Genomic DNA, 15931 nt, shown 5'->3' with positions numbered 1-15931 from the left:
CAAAGCGATAAACCAGACGCAAAGGATTTATTGTCACCATGACAATCGAGACAATTACCGTATTCAAGCAAGATCCAGCGCCGATCTACAAGCAGATCGCCGATCAGATCGCCACGATGATCGAAGAGGGCGATCTTAAAGCAAACAGTAAGCTGCCTACTCACCGCTGGCTTGCAGACAAGCTCGGTGTCACGGTCGGCACCATTACTCGAGCCTATGCGGAGGTAGAACGAAGAGGCTTAGTAGAGGCAAAAGTGGGGGCTGGCACCTATGTCTCCGATACCAGTAAACCAAGCTGGGTGTTCGAGCAAAGCACAGTGGCACAAGGCGAAATGAATTTTGGCTATAACATTCCGCCTCTGCTCGACAGAGGCGATATGCTAAAACAAGCCATGCAGCGCATCTCAAGCTCGAACTCGCACCTCAACCAATTGATGCTTTATCAGCCACCCGCTGGACTTGATGCACACCGCAGCATTGTCGCTAAATGGCTCAATGAAAAAGGCATCAAGCTCGCCGCACATAGGATGTTGTTCAGTTCAGGCGCTCAGCATGCGATTCAAATGGTGCTCGACACCTTCACTCGCGCAGGCGATACCGTCTTAGTCGAAAAGTACACCTACCCTGGCGTGATTAGCTTGGCGCGTCAGAATCAGTTGACGCTCAAGGGCGTAGATATGGATGAGTTCGGCATCACGCCAGAGTCTCTAGAGGTTTGCTGCCAACGCTACTCTCCGCGTTTTATCTACTTAACACCCACACTTCAAAACCCAACCACCGCCATTATGCCTGAAGAGCGCCGCCGCGATATCTTGCGTATCTGTGAGTCCTATGATGTCTACGTGATTGAAGATGAAATAAACGGCCTGCTGCTAGAAAAAGCCCCTGCGCCCATGGTGAACTTCGCGCCTGAGCGGGTTATCCATATTGGTGCTTTCTCAAAGTGTCTCGCACCGGGTTTGCGAGTGGGTTATATGAGCGCTCCAGAAAAGCTGTATCAGCACCTCGTGATGACACTGCAAAACCATAGCTGGATGATAAGCCCGCTGCTCACTGCCCTAACCTGTGAGATGCTGACCTCAGGTGATGCCGAGCGTAACCTCAACATCATTCACAATGAGATGAAAAAGCGCATCGCTGTTGCAGTAGACGCACTGAGCGAGTTTAACCTTCGTTACCAGCAAGGTGGGTTTCATGTTTGGCTAACTCTACCTGAGCACTGGCGACTGAGTGAGTTTGTCAGCAGAGCGGCAGAGCAAGGCGTTATCGTCAAATCAGGTGAGCTGTTCGCACCTCCTGGCGGTTCCGTCGCGCCTGCGGTGCGTCTGTCGCTTAGCTCACCTCAAACGATCGAACAGCTACAATTAGGCGTAGATACTTTAAAAACATTACTACAATCCAATCCCGTAAGTGAATTTACGTTATGAGCAGCAAACACTTTATCGCCGCCAAAGGGCTAGCCAATCCACACATCCAAACGCTTATCCCACGCTTTGTGCGCCGCAAAGCTTTGTTTGAGCCAATTTGGGAAACGCTCGACACCCCAGATGGGGATTTTGTCGAGTTGGCATGGAGTGAAGATCCCCATGGAAAAAGTGCCCAAGGCAAGCCTGTGTTTATTCTATTCCATGGCTTAGAAGGCTGCTTTTACAGCCCCTATGCCAATGGACTGATGCACGCCTTTGCTAAGCAGGGCTGGCTGTCCGTCATGATGCACTTTCGCGGCTGTGGGCCGAATCCGAATCGACTTGCCAGGGCTTATCATTCCGGTGAGATTGGTGACGCAAGACAGTTCATTGAGCTTTTGGATCATCGTTACCCAAATAGTAAAAAGGTTGCCATAGGCGTTTCCCTTGGCGGCAATATGCTCACCAACTATCTTGCTCACTATGGTAATGATACTAAGCTGAATGGTGCGACCGTCATCTCTGCCCCGCTCGACCTCGCAGCGTGCGCGAGACGTATAGAACAAGGCTTCTCTAAGGTCTATCGCTCTTACCTGCTCAGCTCAATGAAAAAGAATGCGCTTAACAAACTTCATCTACTGAGTGAAGTTCTCGGGCTGACCGAAGAGCGCATCAAGAACATGAAAAAACTCTACGAGTTCGATGATTTGATCACTGCACCTCTGCATGGATTCAAAGGTGCCGATGACTATTATCAGCGCTGCTCTGGTCTACCTCGCCTACGAGAAATCACGGTACCGACCCAGTTTATTCATGCCAAGGATGACCCCTTTATGACACACGAGGTCATTCCAACCTTTACACTTCCCAACCATATCGACTACCAATTGCTTGAGCGAGGTGGTCATGTCGGTTTTATGACTGGCAGTCTCAGGCGCCCGCGTTTTTGGCTAGAAGAGACCCTGCCAAGTTACTACCAGCATCTGATTGATTAGCCAAAAAGAGCAACCACACCATTTGTGAATCAGCAGTGGTATAATCCTGCGGTCATAGAATTGAGAGGTATTTATGATCATCCCATGGCAACAAATTGACGCAGATACGCTGGATAACCTTATTAAAGAGTTCGTGCTGCGCGAGGGCACCGACTATGGTGAGTCGGAGGTGTCGCTAGACGACAAGGTTCGCCATGTTCGCAGCCAACTCGAGAGCGGTGAAGCCGTCATCGTGTTCTCTGAGCTGCACGAGACCGTCGACATTAAATCTCGTCGCGCGCTGTAATTTTTCGGTAGCGACGTAAGTAGCTGCTATATTGAAAGGCTATTGAACTGAAATTGGCCCATAAGGTCTAACTCCTTATGTGAGTTAGCAAATTTATAACGACAATTACAAATACACAGGAAGTGTTATGTCAGCAAAACACCCGATCATTGCTGTAACGGGCTCCTCTGGAGCTGGAACGACAACAACGTCAGAAGCATTCCGCAAGATGTTCAACATGATGAGCATCAAGCCTGCGTTTATTGAAGGTGACAGTTTTCACCGTTTTACGCGTCCAGAGATGGATATCGAGATCCGCAAGGCAAAAGAGCAAGGCAAACACATCAGTTACTTTGGTCCTCAAGCCAACGATTTCCCAGCCCTAGAAGAGTTTTTTCGCAACTATGGGCAAAATGGTACGGGGCAGTTTCGCCGCTACCTGCATACCTTTGATGAAGCCGTACCCTACAACCAAATGCCAGGCACCTTTACCCCGTGGCAAGACCTGCCAGAAAATAGCGATGTACTATTTTACGAAGGCCTGCATGGCGGCGTCGTCGACGGTGATGTGAATGCCGCTCAGCACGTTGACTTGCTGATTGGCATGGTGCCTATCGTTAACCTTGAGTGGATTCAAAAGTTCGTGCGAGATACCCGCGATCGCGGTCACTCAAGAGAAGCGGTCACCGATTCGATTGTTCGTTCAATGGATGACTACTTAAGCTATATCACGCCACAGTTTTCGCGTACTCACATCAACTTCCAGCGTGTACCCACCGTCGATACCTCCAACCCGCTCAACGCCAAAGGCATTCCGAGCTTGGATGAGAGCTTTGTGGTGATTCGCCTACGTGGTATCAAGAATGTCGACTTCCCTTACCTGCTCGCTATGATTGATGGCTCATTTATGTCTCGCCACAACACCATAGTGGTCCCTGGGGGTAAGATGAGTTTTGCGATGGAATTAATCGTCAGGCCAATACTTCAACAGCTCATAGAAACTGGCAAAATAGGTTAGGTTTTGTGAGCCGAATCTCGATGATTTTTTATACCGTGATCATGTGCACAGTTTTGTATAGATAAATGGGCTTATGACACGATTAAAATCAAGAAAAGTGGCGCAAAAAAGGATACTATTTCTTTGAAACAGAAGATCGCTTGCGCCATCTTCAAAGTGCTTTTATGCTAGTAAGTCTTAACAAACGGGCTTGCTAACAAATATGGAAAGCAGCAAGCATACCCTGCAGAGGAAGTAAGATATATGGTTCTAGGTAAACCTCAAACCGACCCAACGTTAGAGTGGTTCCTTTCACACTGCCACATTCACAAGTATCCATCGAAGAGCACGCTTATCCACGCGGGCGAGAAAGCAGAGACGCTTTACTACATCGTAAAAGGTTCTGTAGCGGTACTTATCAAAGATGAAGAAGGCAAAGAGATGATCTTGTCTTACCTTAACCAAGGTGACTTCATTGGTGAACTAGGCCTGTTCGAAGAAGACCAAGAACGTACAGCATGGGTACGAGCAAAATCACCTTGTGAAGTTGCGGAAATCTCATTCAAGAAGTTCCGTCAGCTTATCCAAGTTAACCCAGACATTCTAATGCGCTTATCTGCTCAGATGGCAAGTCGTCTACAAGTGACTAGCCAAAAAGTAGGTGACCTAGCGTTCCTAGACGTAACGGGTCGTATTGCACAGACGCTACTAAACCTAGCGAAACAACCAGATGCAATGACTCACCCAGACGGCATGCAAATCAAGATCACTCGTCAAGAGATTGGCCAAATCGTTGGTTGTTCTCGTGAAACAGTAGGTCGTATTCTTAAGATGCTAGAAGAGCAGAACCTAATTTCTGCACACGGTAAGACTATCGTGGTTTACGGTACTCGTTAAGAGCGCGTCGCAAGATTTAAAAAGCCACCTTCGGGTGGCTTTTTTGTTTTTGGGGTTTGGTATTTTTGGAGACTACTGATGCGTACTCTCAAAAATTTTGTCCGCCGAAGCAGCAACAAAGCCTTGATAGTAACTGCCATCGGCTAACTGATAGCGCTTAGCAAACTCATAGAATCCACCAGGAATCACCTGATCACCATCAGTAAATGCCACGGACACTTTGTCTGCCATCGTCGAGGATTGCTCCAAAAGAACCTCTGGTGAGCCTTTTACCTCACCACCTGATTCATTTATCGCAAACCCTGCATCACGAAGGTGCTGGTTTACGCCAACGACCTCGGCAAAGCGATCAAGCTGGTTCACGCTCACCGTAAAGTGATTCGCGCCATAACCATGAGCGGCAAGCCATGAAGCGTACTCACTTTCTTGCGCCAGTGTTTGGAAGTCTTGATAGCTTAGATCCCACAAGCGGCCACCATATAAAAACTCAGCAGAAGATAGCTTAGCGCTGTCCACCTGAGCCACTAGCTTGGCCACGATATCTTGTAGCGATTTAGAGCACTCTTCTACTCGCAATTCACTGATAAACACCTTAGGAAGCAAAGCATTGCTATGTTCTAGGTGAATCGCGGTCAGCTTTTTGGATTCAAAATCGTAATGGCCACTCACCTCGTAACCAAGGTCTAGAAACGGCTTAGCCAGCGTGTCGATACCCAGCGGTGCAACATTAAAGGTTCGCAGAGCAATATGGTCATTGATGAGCGACTCATCTTCTCTCAGCAAGTCATGAACCTTGTGAGCTGAAGGACATAAGCGAGTAATGTAGTCTTGCCACAAATGGCCAAATAACGCGTCAACAGTCATATCCAGATCCTTATAGTTCAATGCCAGGGCTCAGCGTCGCAGGAAGAACGGTGTTATCGCCTTCCATCGATGCCATAGGGTAAGCGCAGTAATCCGCTGCGTAGAACGCACTTGGGCGAAGGTTGCCAGAAGCGCCCGGACCACCAAACGGCGCATCACCGCTCGCGCCGGTTAGCTGACGATTACGGTTTACAATGCCTGCTCGGATGTGGTCTGTGAAGTATTGCCACTCCTCATCGCGCTCTGAGATAAGACCTGCCGATAGACCAAATCGAGTGTCGTTAGCCAGTTCTACCGCTTGCTCTAGGGTCTCGTAGCGTAACAGTTGTAGCAGCGGCCCAAAGTACTCTTCATCAGGAAGCTCAGCGATATCTGTCGCATCTAGTAGTGCTGGGGTCACGAACGCCGCATTCAAGCGTTTTGCTTCGACTAAGCTCTTACCGCCTAGCTTCACCAGTTCAGCCTGCGCTGCAATAATATGGTCTGCGGCCTGCTCTGAGATCTGTGGTCCCATAAATGGTGCAGGCTCTGCAAACGGCTCATCAATGCGAATCTTCTTAATGGCTGACACTAAGCTTTCTACTAATTGATCACCTTTTTCACCAAATGGCACATAAAGGCGTCGTGCGCAGGTACAACGCTGTCCAGCACTGATGTAGGCCGATTGCAAAATGGTGTACACCGCTGCATCCACATCACCAAACGCTTCACTGACAACAAGTGGGTTGTTACCACCCATCTCAAGCGCCAGCATCTTGCCAGGTTGGCCCGCAAATTGACGATGAAGAATATGACCTGTATTGGCACTACCCGTAAACAACACGCCATCGATGCCCTTTGAATCAGCAAGAGCAATACCGGTTTCTTTACCACCTTGAACCAGGTTAATGACACCGGCAGGCAATCCCACCTCTTCCCAAATTTTCATCGCGATTTCACCCACCAGTGGTGTTTGCTCTGAAGGCTTAAAGACTACCGTGTTCCCTGCCAATAAGGCCGGTACGATATGACCATTCGGTAAGTGACCAGGGAAGTTATAAGGGCCAAACACTGCCATAACACCAAGGGGCCTGTGACGGAGGACAATTTGGTTTCCAGCAGCTTCGCGTTGGCTCTCGCCAGTACGTTGGTGGTAGGCACGAATCGAAATGGCAATCTTACCGGCCATTGCACCCGCTTCAGTGCGCGTTTCCCACAGCGGCTTACCGGTTTCTTTGGCAATCGCAATGGCGATCTCTTCACTACGCTCTTTAACCTTGTCGGCAAACGCCAGCACAATAGCCTCACGCTCAGCGAACGGTCTTTTTTTCCACTCAACAAACGCTTTACGAGCAGAAGATACCGCCTGCTCTACCTGCTCAGGTGTCGCCGATTGACCTTCCCAGATGATGTTATTGTCGTATGGCGACAGTGACTGAAACGCATCACCGAGACCTGCCACCCAGTTACCCGAGATCCATTGAGTTTGTTGAGACATAGTGAAATTCCTTTGGTCTTTGAAATGTGGCCGCTATTGGCGGCCATCTTATGCTTATTGCGATTTGTCTTATTGCTACTGATGTAGCGACGCGCTAAATGCCTATTGCGCCAACATGCGAACCATATCGCCCTCAGCAACATTGAGTGCATCGGCCGCTTCAGGAGACAGCAATACGGTGCCAGATTCCGCATCAAACGCGGCTTTAGCTGCCGTTGCGCGGAAGTGCTCAAATGAGGTGTTAGCAATCAGGTAGTCTTGCGAGCTGGTATGCTCAGATACCGATACCTTGGCACGGAATGAATCGCGCACCGCTTGGATATTGCGAAGGTCACATTCCACGGTTGGACCCGCATCGAAAATGTCGACATAGTTACGACAGGTAAAACCTTCGTTCTCAAGCAGTTTCAACGCCGGGCGCGTGTTCTCATGCACCTGACCGATAACCTCTTGAGCCTCTTTGCTCAGTAGGTTGATGTAAATCGGCAGTTTTGGCATTAAATCGGCAATAAAGCCTTTCTTACCAATACCAGTTAGATAGTCGGCTAAGGTAAAGTCGATAGAGAAGAAGTGTTCTTGAAGCCACTTCCAAAACGGAGAGTTACCCTCTGCATCCGACACACCACGCATCTCAGCAAAAATGGTCTTTGAGAAACGTTCTGGGTGCTCTGCCATCATCAAGAATCGGCACTTAGACATCAGGCGACCATTCAAACCACCACGAAACTCCGGACGCAAGAACAAGGTACAGATCTCGCTACACCCCGTGTAGTTATTACCAAACGTCAGTAGCTTCACCACGTTATTCACATTCAGCTTCGGTGATGAGTGCACCACAGTACTGATGTGATAAGAGTAAAAAGGAACATCCCAACCAATCGCACCTTCAATACCCGTTGTCCCTGCGACTTCGCCAGTTTCCGTATCGAAACCAACCATCAGGTAGCCTTCGTCGGTAGGCGATGTGACATCTTGCTTCGCAAAGCTGTATTCAGAGTGGGTAATTCGGTTTGTCAGTAGCTCTTCATTAACGGGAAGAGAAGTAAAACCGTGACCTGATTCTACGGCGCAAGTATGCAGTGCATCGTAATCAGATATAGAGATAGGACGAACAACAAGCATCAATAATCCCTCCTGACGCAGACTCTCTCGGAACATCCAAATCCGAGAGAGCATCAAATAGCCGTTTTCTCGGCTGTCTGCTTAAACTAGTGTGCCAATGGCCTTGTCTAGCTTAGCTAATCCTTCTTCAACTTCTTGCTGAGTGATAACCAGTGATGGCGTGAAACGCACCACGTTGGCACCGGCAACCAGCACCATCAAACCTTGTTGACCTGCAGCCACCAGAACATCACGAGCGCGGCCTTGCCACTCTTCGTTAAGCGCAGCGCCAAGTAGCAAGCCTTTACCACGGATCTCACCAAAGATGCCGTATTTGGCATTAATCTTCTCAAGACCTTCACGGAACCAAGCTTCACGCTCTGCAACACCTTCAAGTACATCTTTACGAGACACTACATCAACGACCGCTTCTGCTACCGCACATGCTAGCGGGTTACCACCATAGGTCGAACCGTGAGTTCCTACCTTCATGTGTGCTGCCAGCTTCTCTGTCGTTAACATGGCACCGATAGGGAAACCGCCGCCTAATGATTTAGCCGTGCTTAGAATGTCAGGCGTAATACCAAGACCTTGGTAAGCGTAGAAGTGACCAGTACGACCGTTACCCGTCTGAACTTCATCAAAAATAAGCAGCACATTGTACTTATCACAAAGCTCACGAACGGCCTGAACAAATTCAGGTTGCGGAGAAACAATACCGCCCTCACCTTGTAGCGGCTCCATCATGACCGCACAGGTTTTATCCGACATTTTCGCTTCAAGCGCAGCGATATCGTTGTAAGGAATGTGTGTCACGTCACCAGGCTTAGGACCAAAGCCATCAGAGTAGGCTGCTTGACCGCCCACCGTTACCGTAAAGAAGGTACGACCGTGGAAGCCTTGGTTAAAGGCGATAATTTCTGACTTTTCAGCACCATGTACATCCGCTGCCCAACGACGAGCAAGCTTAAGCGCTGCCTCGTTTGCTTCTGCACCAGAGTTGGCAAAGAACACACGCTCAGCAAAGCTAACTTCGGTGAGTTTCTTCGCAAGGCGCAGCGCTGGCTCATTGGTCATTACATTACTTAGGTGCCAAATTTTGTTAGCTTGTTCAGTCAAGGCGTTGACCATAGCTGGGTGGCAATGACCCAGACAGCTCACCGCAATACCACCAGCAAAATCGATATACTCGTTACCTTGCTGATCCCAAACACGTGCACCCTCGCCCTTAACTGGAATCATCTCCATCGGGTTATAACAAGGTACCATTACCTCATCGAACCACTCACGAGTTACCGCTTTTTCCGTTGTCATAACACATTCCTTCTTATTACTGCGCGTGGGTGAAAAGAGGTTTGCCTTCAACAAGGCTACTTTAGGGGAACCTTCTCTTTCCATTAGCGGAAGAACATTTTCTATCGCCTTTCCACAGATGCAGCATTGTATTTACAATTATTTAACCATAGCAATAGTGAAAAATACTTTTTAGGCGCACTTTGCGCCGAATTCAATATTGCCTTATGACTATTTATGCACCATAAATGAATTTGAATGAAGTGTTTTTTGACAAGGGGACAAAGAAAGTTCTCACGCAAGGTTTCCACTCGCCATACATCAGTAAATGCGAATAATTTTGCAATCCCATAAGTTAAACTTATGAGAGATAAGAAAACAAAAAAAGGTGATCTAGATCGACTATTTCTGCAACAAGAAGTTACGCAAAAGCTCGTGCCCTTGCTCAGTCTTGATGGATTCTGGGTGGAATTGCACTGCGTGGATGTTGAGGCTCTTATGACGATACCCCATGATTTCGTCGAACTCACCATTCTCAAGCTCGGTCCAAGCGGTCACTTCAAAGCAATCAGGTAGACTGTCACGATCAACAATGAGCGAGTGGTAACGCGTCACGGTGAGGGGATTGTTGAGTCCTGAGAACACACTCTGATCCGTGTGTCGAATCGGTGATGTCTTGCCGTGCATCACTTGCCTTGCGCGTACCACCTCGCCACCAAACACCTGTGCAATCGCCTGATGACCTAAGCAGACGCCAAGCAGTGGTAATTTGCCAGCAAAGTGTTTGATCACCTCAAGCGAGATCCCTGCTTCATTGGGCGTGCAAGGGCCGGGGGAAATCACCAAGTGGGAAGGGTTTAATGCCTCAATACCTGCAATATCAATCTCATCATTGCGTACCACTTTCACCTCAGCGCCCAGTTCAGAGAAGTACTGAAACAGGTTAAAGGTAAAGGAGTCGTAGTTATCGATGATGAGTAGCATAGCGCTCGCGGTCACATTGAGTTTGCAAAAAATAAGGCGGTATTTTGCAACATGGTGGCAGAAAGGCAAGAAAAAATCGGTAGAAAACCGCGGCGAGACCTAAGGTCCCACCGCGTATGCGTTAGATTTGATCAGAATGTATTAGCGACTTAGCTGTCGACGACGCCATCCCATAAGACCAAGCACAGACAGAGCAAAGACCCCAACGGAGCCACCATTTATATTGAGCTCAATGACGGCAGGATCATGATCTGATGAGCGGTAATGATCTTGATACTTCGGCAGATCGCCTTTGTACTCATCGTTATAATCAAACAAGGTCGATTCCGCCGCATTGATGTGCCATTCAGTCGCATCAACCACGCGCTTTGATAAGCTCGGGCTAATGAGGATATGGTCTAGTGCGCCTACTTCATCATTGTAAGAATAGCTCCAACCGTCAGGGTGCATCTCACCCAGCACGTTGATAAAGCCATAGTTGTGGTCGATAACAGCGCCCTTGTCACCAAACTGCTCATCTTCACCAATGAAGGTATTGCGGGCAGCGCGAATGACTTTGCCATATTGCTCAGCCGTATAGTCTGTCAGTACCAGCATTGGGTCTTCTTTGCCGTAGGCATTGAAATCACCTAACACCACCTTATGCCCCTTAATTTGAGCAAGCGCATCACCCAATGCCACTGCTGCCGCTACGCGAAATGCCTCACATGAGCCTTGCTGATCGATGTCTTGACCACCTTGCCCACCCTCAGACTCGGGAGCTGCATCTTCCCAACATTTGGAGCCTTTTGACTTAAAGTGATTCACTGCCACGGTCAGCTTCTCTTTGCCCCCCTTCACCTTGAAGGTTGGTGCTAGGGTATTACGCTGATAGTTCTTACCATCTTCGATCACTTTGCCATCATCATCCAGAACCTCTGGGGCGATCTGGCGCGGCATCTCTATCACGTTGACCTGCTTGAGTTTTACCTTGCTTGGGCGATAGATAACACCTGTCGTAATCGCATCAGTACCCACAGCATCTAACGCATCAATCACACCATCTTGGTTACTGTCGACAGACACAAACTCATAGCGCTGTTTGCGATTATCCACTCGCGCGTTCAGCTCATTCACCAACTGAGCGATGGCGCCGTTGTCACCAAACCCATTGTTCTCGATTTCCATCAACCCAATGATGTCGGCATCTAAACGCAGCAGAGCTTGTAAGATCTTCTCTTGTTGCACCTCAAACTCGCCTAGGTTACTCGCCCCGCGATTACTGCCAAAACGGTTCTCATCCCCTCCAAATGGCGAGGTGAAATAGTTGAGTACATTAAAGGTTGCAACGCGCAGATCTTTTTTATTCCAAGGTTGCTCCGCTAGGTTAGGCTGTTCGGTACGCGGCGTATTACGAACAAAATTATCCTTAGAGATGGTGCTGGTCACGTACAAGCGATATTCGCCATAGCTGTAGCCAATCACACCCTCGATGCCAAATAGGGTATCGTTGATACGAATGTAGTCTTCGGTACTGCCATCTTGGTCGACATCGCTGCGACCAAACTCAGGGTAGTAAGGCACCACGCCATTGGCGGCTGGCGTCGGTGACTCTACGAATAGACGGCGTAGTGAGTTATCTTCACTCTGCGCTTTAGCCTCATCCGATCCGGCCGCGTATTTTTGGTTCGGATGCAGATTCACCCTCTCGTGAGCCAGCACCATGTTATTGCGACGAGCAGAATAGTCATAACCAAAGGTACGGCTGACGCGCATATCTAGGGCCTGTGGCAGATTCACCAACATTCCCTCGTAGCGCTCAAGGGTCTGTTCAAAGTTCTCATCGGATGCCAACACCTCGACCTGTGTCGCTACAGGCGCTGTCTGCTCGTCTTGTTTTACCCAATCTTGTTCATTAAGTTTTAGCTGTGTTTGACCGTAAAACTCTTGAATTTGCCCGCGAACACATACCACATCTCCAGCCGCAAGGCTTGGATTAGACTGGGTGTAAACATACAAACCATTTGATGTCAGCGGGTTATGATCATCTTCTAGAGCCTGCAAATAGAAGCCTTGGTTAATGCCCGTGCTGACTGCGGAGACCACACCTTGAACAAAGAACTTCTCATCAGTGATATAAGGGTAGCCATTGATGTATGGCGAGCGACTCCCCTCTCCTTGAATCGCCTGAATCGCGGTAAATACCGGCTCATTACCATTGTCTAGACACTGAAAGGCTTGCGGAGGCTCAAGAGCTTCGAGCTCCCCCAGTCCGGTAAGGTCATCTTTTGCTAACGTTGCCCATTGCTGCGCAATGTAGACACTCGATGGCTGATAGGCATTTTGGTAGCGAACTAGGGTTTTATCTTTGCCGAAGGTCTCACCCATCGCACCAACCATGTCCAGAACCTGCCCATTGCTATCCAACAATGCAATAGGGTCATCACCATTAAAGTTCAGCGCTTGATGGGTTGTTGCAACCGACGTTAGCGCCAGCACTGCCTCATCAGCCTTGGAGTTTGCAAACACCAGTACCGAATGCGCTGGAATGGTGTAACTCGACAGGTCGAGCGAATCCCAAGAGCCGTTACCATTCGGTGACTTTGCCAGTTGATAGTCAGTCAAAGTGACATCACTGTCACTTGAGTTTGCTATCTCAACGGCTTTGTTATAGCCACCACCTTCAACATACTGAGAAATAAAAATTTCGGCGTGCGCCCCAGCCGCTAATGCGGATGAGACAGCCAACGCCAACCACTGCTTTTTGTTTGTGCGCGTCATCATTCACCTCGAATTGAATGGCAATCTGTCCGTTGCCATGATTGCACTTTGTTGTATATAAGCTTGCTATTTTCGAGACGAGTGTTGTCATTTTTATTGCAAATGAATAATGAACATTCAGTTAACTGAGATATCGATCAAATTTAAAGTACCAAGTTTGCCACCTGTGCCAAACTATCAACAGGATAAGTGAATACGCACAAAAAAAGCCCCTTGGCGAACCAAGGGGCTTTAAATTCAATGATTTAATTATCAATAGTTAAGTGCGTTACACCTATGGACGAGCGACAAAACCCACCGCTTTGTACGCTTTCGCTAGCATCTCTGCCGCGCGAGCAGATGCCTTCTCTGCGCCTTGGCGCATCACTTCATCCATGTAAGCACGATCTTCACGAATACGACGGTACTCAGATTGGATTGGCTCAAGCATAGCGACGAGTGCTTCACCGACATCTTTCTTAAATGGACCGTACATTTCAACGCCAGCGTATTGCGCTTCAATCTCTTCAAATGATTTACCGGTTGCTGCAGAGTACAGACCCATTAGGTTAGAGATACCCGCTTTGTTGTCCCAATCGTGGGCAATGCGTGGTGGCGTCTCTGTATCCGTTTGCGCCTTGTTGATCTTCTTAACAATCGACTTTGGCTCTTCTAGCAACGTGATAACGTTTTTACGGTTATCGTCCGACTTAGACATCTTCTTAGTCGCATCTTGCAGGCTCATTACGCGTGCATTCACAGTTGGAATGTAAGGCTCTGGCACTTCAAAGATTGGCGATTCAGGGCTGTAGATGTTGTTAAAACGAGTCGCGATGTCACGCGCTAGCTCTAGGTGCTGCTTCTGATCACTACCTACTGGCACTTGATGCGCACCGTACAGCAGGATATCCGCAGCCATCAGCACTGGGTAGTCGTATAGACCGACGTTCACATCGTTCGCATAACGCTGAGATTTGTCTTTAAACTGAGTCATACGATTCAGTTCACCCATTTGGGTGTAGCAGTTAAGAAGCCAACCAAGTTGAGCATGCTCTGGTACGTGTGACTGAACAAATAGCGTGCTCTTCTTTGGATCAACACCAACCGCAAGACAGATTGCTAGTGCGTCTAGAGTTGCTTCATGCAGCGCTTTCGGATCTTGGCGAACCGTGATGGCATGAAGGTCAACAACGCAGTACTGGCAGTCATAGTCGTCTTGCATTTGTTGCCATTGACGTAGAGCACCCAAGTAGTTACCAATACTTAGTTCACCTGACGGCTGAACACCACTTAATACAATGGGTTTGCTCATGATTATGATTCCTTTGACTTCTTGACGAGATAATTTAGGAGAATGAAAAACCGCGTTATTTTAACGCGGTTTTAGCAGTGTACTCATTGGCGAGTATTTTGCCAGTGTTTTAATAGCTAGGTGATAGAAAGACACTGGCTTCGCGGCATTTTGAGGAAGTTAAGCGTCGATACCGACCGCTTTTAGCACATCCGACACAATGTCAGCGACAAAATCAGGCTTAGCACTGGCAATTGGCTCACCGTGATTGTAACCATAGGTCAAACCAAACGCGTGACAACCCGCGTTGCGCGCCGCAAGGATGTCATTCTTTGAATCGCCAACCATCAGTACTTGATCGGCAGAGACTTGTTCTTGCTCCATTAACCAATGCAGAGCAATAGGATCGGGTTTACGCTTCTCAAACGCGTCGCCACCCAACACATGCTTAAAGTATTTATCCAGCTTGTGCTGCTCTAGTAGTTCTGGAACAAACTTCGATGGCTTATTCGTCAGTAGAGCGACAGTGATACCGTTGGCAACCAAGGTATCCAGCGTTTGATGCACTGCTGGGTAAAGGTGGCTAAGTTTGTGACCACTCGCTTTATAAAAGTCATCGAACAAAACACGTGCTTTCGCGAGTAGCTCTGGAGACAAGCTCGAGTCAACCTCGATGCTTTGGCTCAGCGAACGACCAATCAAGATGTCAGCGCCATTGCCAACATAGTCACGAACTTGCTCTTCTGTTACCGCAGGGTAACCAAGCTCTTGAACCGCTTGGTCAGCCGCTAGGGCAAGGTCAGGCACGCTGTCGAGAAGCGTACCATCGAGATCGAATACAACGAGTTTAATTGTGCTCATCATGACTGCCCGTTACTTGCTTTCTACTTTAGCAAGTTCAGCGCGCATCTCGTCAATGACCTCTTTGTAATCAGGACGATTGAAGATAGCGCTACCCGCAACAAACATGTCTGCGCCCGCTTCAGCGATTTCGCGGATGTTATCCACCTTAACGCCGCCATCAATCTCTAGACGAATGTTACGACCTGATGCATCGATACGCTTACGAACTTCGCGCAGCTTATCTAACGTTGATGGGATGAACGATTGACCACCAAAGCCTGGGTTTACCGACATCAGTAGAATCAGGTCAACCTTATCCATGATGTAATCTAGGCAAGAAAGCGGTGTTGCAGGGTTGAGTACCACGCCCGCCTGACAGCCGTGCTCTTTAATGAGCTGAAGAGTACGGTCGATGTGTTCAGAGGCTTCGACGTGGAAAGTGATCATGCTTGCACCCGCTTTCGCGAAATCGGGTACGATGTTGTCGACAGGTTTCACCATCAGGTGAACGTCAATAGGTGCCGTGATGCCGTAATCGCGCAGCGCTTTACAGATTGGCGCGCCGAACGTTAGGTTAGGCACATAGTGATTATCCATCACATCGAAGTGAACGACGTCAGCACCCGCAGCGAGTACTTTTTCGACATCCTCACCCAGACGAGCAAAGTCTGCAGAGAGAATGGATGGAGCAATAAGAAAATCTTTCATACCTAACCTCAGTGAAATGGATTGCAAGCGTGCGCAATTCTACCGAAGCGGTTGATTAAATCCTAGCCCCT

General features: G+C 48.5%; 14 protein-coding genes. 5 read left to right on the top strand and 9 right to left on the bottom strand.

Annotated features, from left to right (window positions below):
- Positions 1–38: 38 nt before the first annotated feature.
- From LY387_RS01355 to crp, 5 genes are all read left to right on the top strand, one after another.
- Positions 39–1427, top strand: a complete 1389-nt coding sequence (locus LY387_RS01355; RefSeq protein WP_234495080.1) for a PLP-dependent aminotransferase family protein — start codon at positions 39–41, stop codon at positions 1425–1427.
- Positions 1424–2401: a hydrolase gene (locus LY387_RS01350; RefSeq protein ID WP_234495079.1), complete on the top strand. Its 978-nt coding sequence runs from the start codon at positions 1424–1426 to the stop codon at positions 2399–2401. Before LY387_RS01355 ends, LY387_RS01350 begins: the two co-directional genes overlap by 4 nt.
- Before the next feature lie 73 nt (positions 2402–2474).
- The gene (locus tag LY387_RS01345) at positions 2475–2687 is read left to right on the top strand and encodes a YheU family protein (protein ID WP_234495078.1); all 213 of its coding nucleotides are present in this window, start codon (positions 2475–2477) and stop codon (positions 2685–2687) included.
- Between the two features lie 127 nt (positions 2688–2814).
- A complete protein-coding gene (locus tag LY387_RS01340; protein ID WP_042477219.1) occupies positions 2815–3684 on the top strand; it encodes a phosphoribulokinase in 870 nt (289 codons plus the stop codon).
- 243 nt (positions 3685–3927) lie between these two features.
- Positions 3928–4560, top strand: a complete 633-nt coding sequence (gene crp / locus LY387_RS01335) for a cAMP-activated global transcriptional regulator CRP (RefSeq protein WP_004410522.1) — start codon at positions 3928–3930, stop codon at positions 4558–4560.
- 72 nt (positions 4561–4632) lie between these two features.
- Here crp and LY387_RS01330 read toward each other — a convergent pair whose 3' ends face one another.
- From LY387_RS01330 to rpe, 9 genes are all read right to left on the bottom strand, one after another.
- Positions 4633–5424 (bottom strand): DUF1338 domain-containing protein, encoded by a 792-nt coding sequence (locus LY387_RS01330; RefSeq protein WP_234495077.1) that lies wholly within the window; start codon positions 5422–5424, stop codon positions 4633–4635.
- 10 nt (positions 5425–5434) lie between these two features.
- Entirely contained in the window at positions 5435–6901 is a 1467-nt protein-coding gene (gene astD, locus LY387_RS01325) for a succinylglutamate-semialdehyde dehydrogenase (protein WP_234495076.1), read from the bottom strand.
- 102 nt (positions 6902–7003) lie between these two features.
- Complete coding sequence (astA, locus tag LY387_RS01320; RefSeq protein ID WP_042477216.1) at positions 7004–8023, bottom strand: arginine N-succinyltransferase; 1020 nt, start codon at positions 8021–8023, stop codon at positions 7004–7006.
- A gap of 81 nt (positions 8024–8104) precedes the next feature.
- Positions 8105–9316, bottom strand: a complete 1212-nt coding sequence (locus LY387_RS01315; RefSeq protein ID WP_234495075.1) for an aspartate aminotransferase family protein — start codon at positions 9314–9316, stop codon at positions 8105–8107.
- A 381-nt stretch (positions 9317–9697) separates the two neighbouring features.
- A complete protein-coding gene (locus LY387_RS01310) occupies positions 9698–10279 on the bottom strand; it encodes an aminodeoxychorismate/anthranilate synthase component II (RefSeq protein ID WP_128648106.1) in 582 nt (193 codons plus the stop codon).
- Positions 10280–10420: 141 nt separating this feature from the next.
- Positions 10421–13039 (bottom strand): ExeM/NucH family extracellular endonuclease, encoded by a 2619-nt coding sequence (locus tag LY387_RS01305; protein ID WP_419153431.1) that lies wholly within the window; start codon positions 13037–13039, stop codon positions 10421–10423.
- A gap of 274 nt (positions 13040–13313) precedes the next feature.
- Positions 13314–14330 carry a tryptophan--tRNA ligase gene (gene trpS, locus LY387_RS01300; protein ID WP_234495073.1) on the bottom strand — a complete coding sequence of 339 codons (1017 nt, stop codon included), beginning with the start codon at positions 14328–14330 and terminating at the stop codon, positions 13314–13316.
- Positions 14331–14489: 159 nt separating this feature from the next.
- Entirely contained in the window at positions 14490–15170 is a 681-nt protein-coding gene (locus LY387_RS01295; protein ID WP_234496034.1) for a phosphoglycolate phosphatase, read from the bottom strand.
- A 12-nt stretch (positions 15171–15182) separates the two neighbouring features.
- Positions 15183–15860 (bottom strand): ribulose-phosphate 3-epimerase, encoded by a 678-nt coding sequence (gene rpe, locus LY387_RS01290; RefSeq protein WP_234495072.1) that lies wholly within the window; start codon positions 15858–15860, stop codon positions 15183–15185.
- Between the last annotated feature and the right edge of the window lie 71 nt (positions 15861–15931).

This window comes from Vibrio maritimus (assembly GCF_021441885.1).
GTDB lineage: Bacteria > Pseudomonadota > Gammaproteobacteria > Enterobacterales > Vibrionaceae > Vibrio > Vibrio maritimus_B.
The sequence above is the reverse complement of the archived record's forward strand: the minus strand, read 5'-3'. Positions and strand labels throughout refer to the sequence as shown.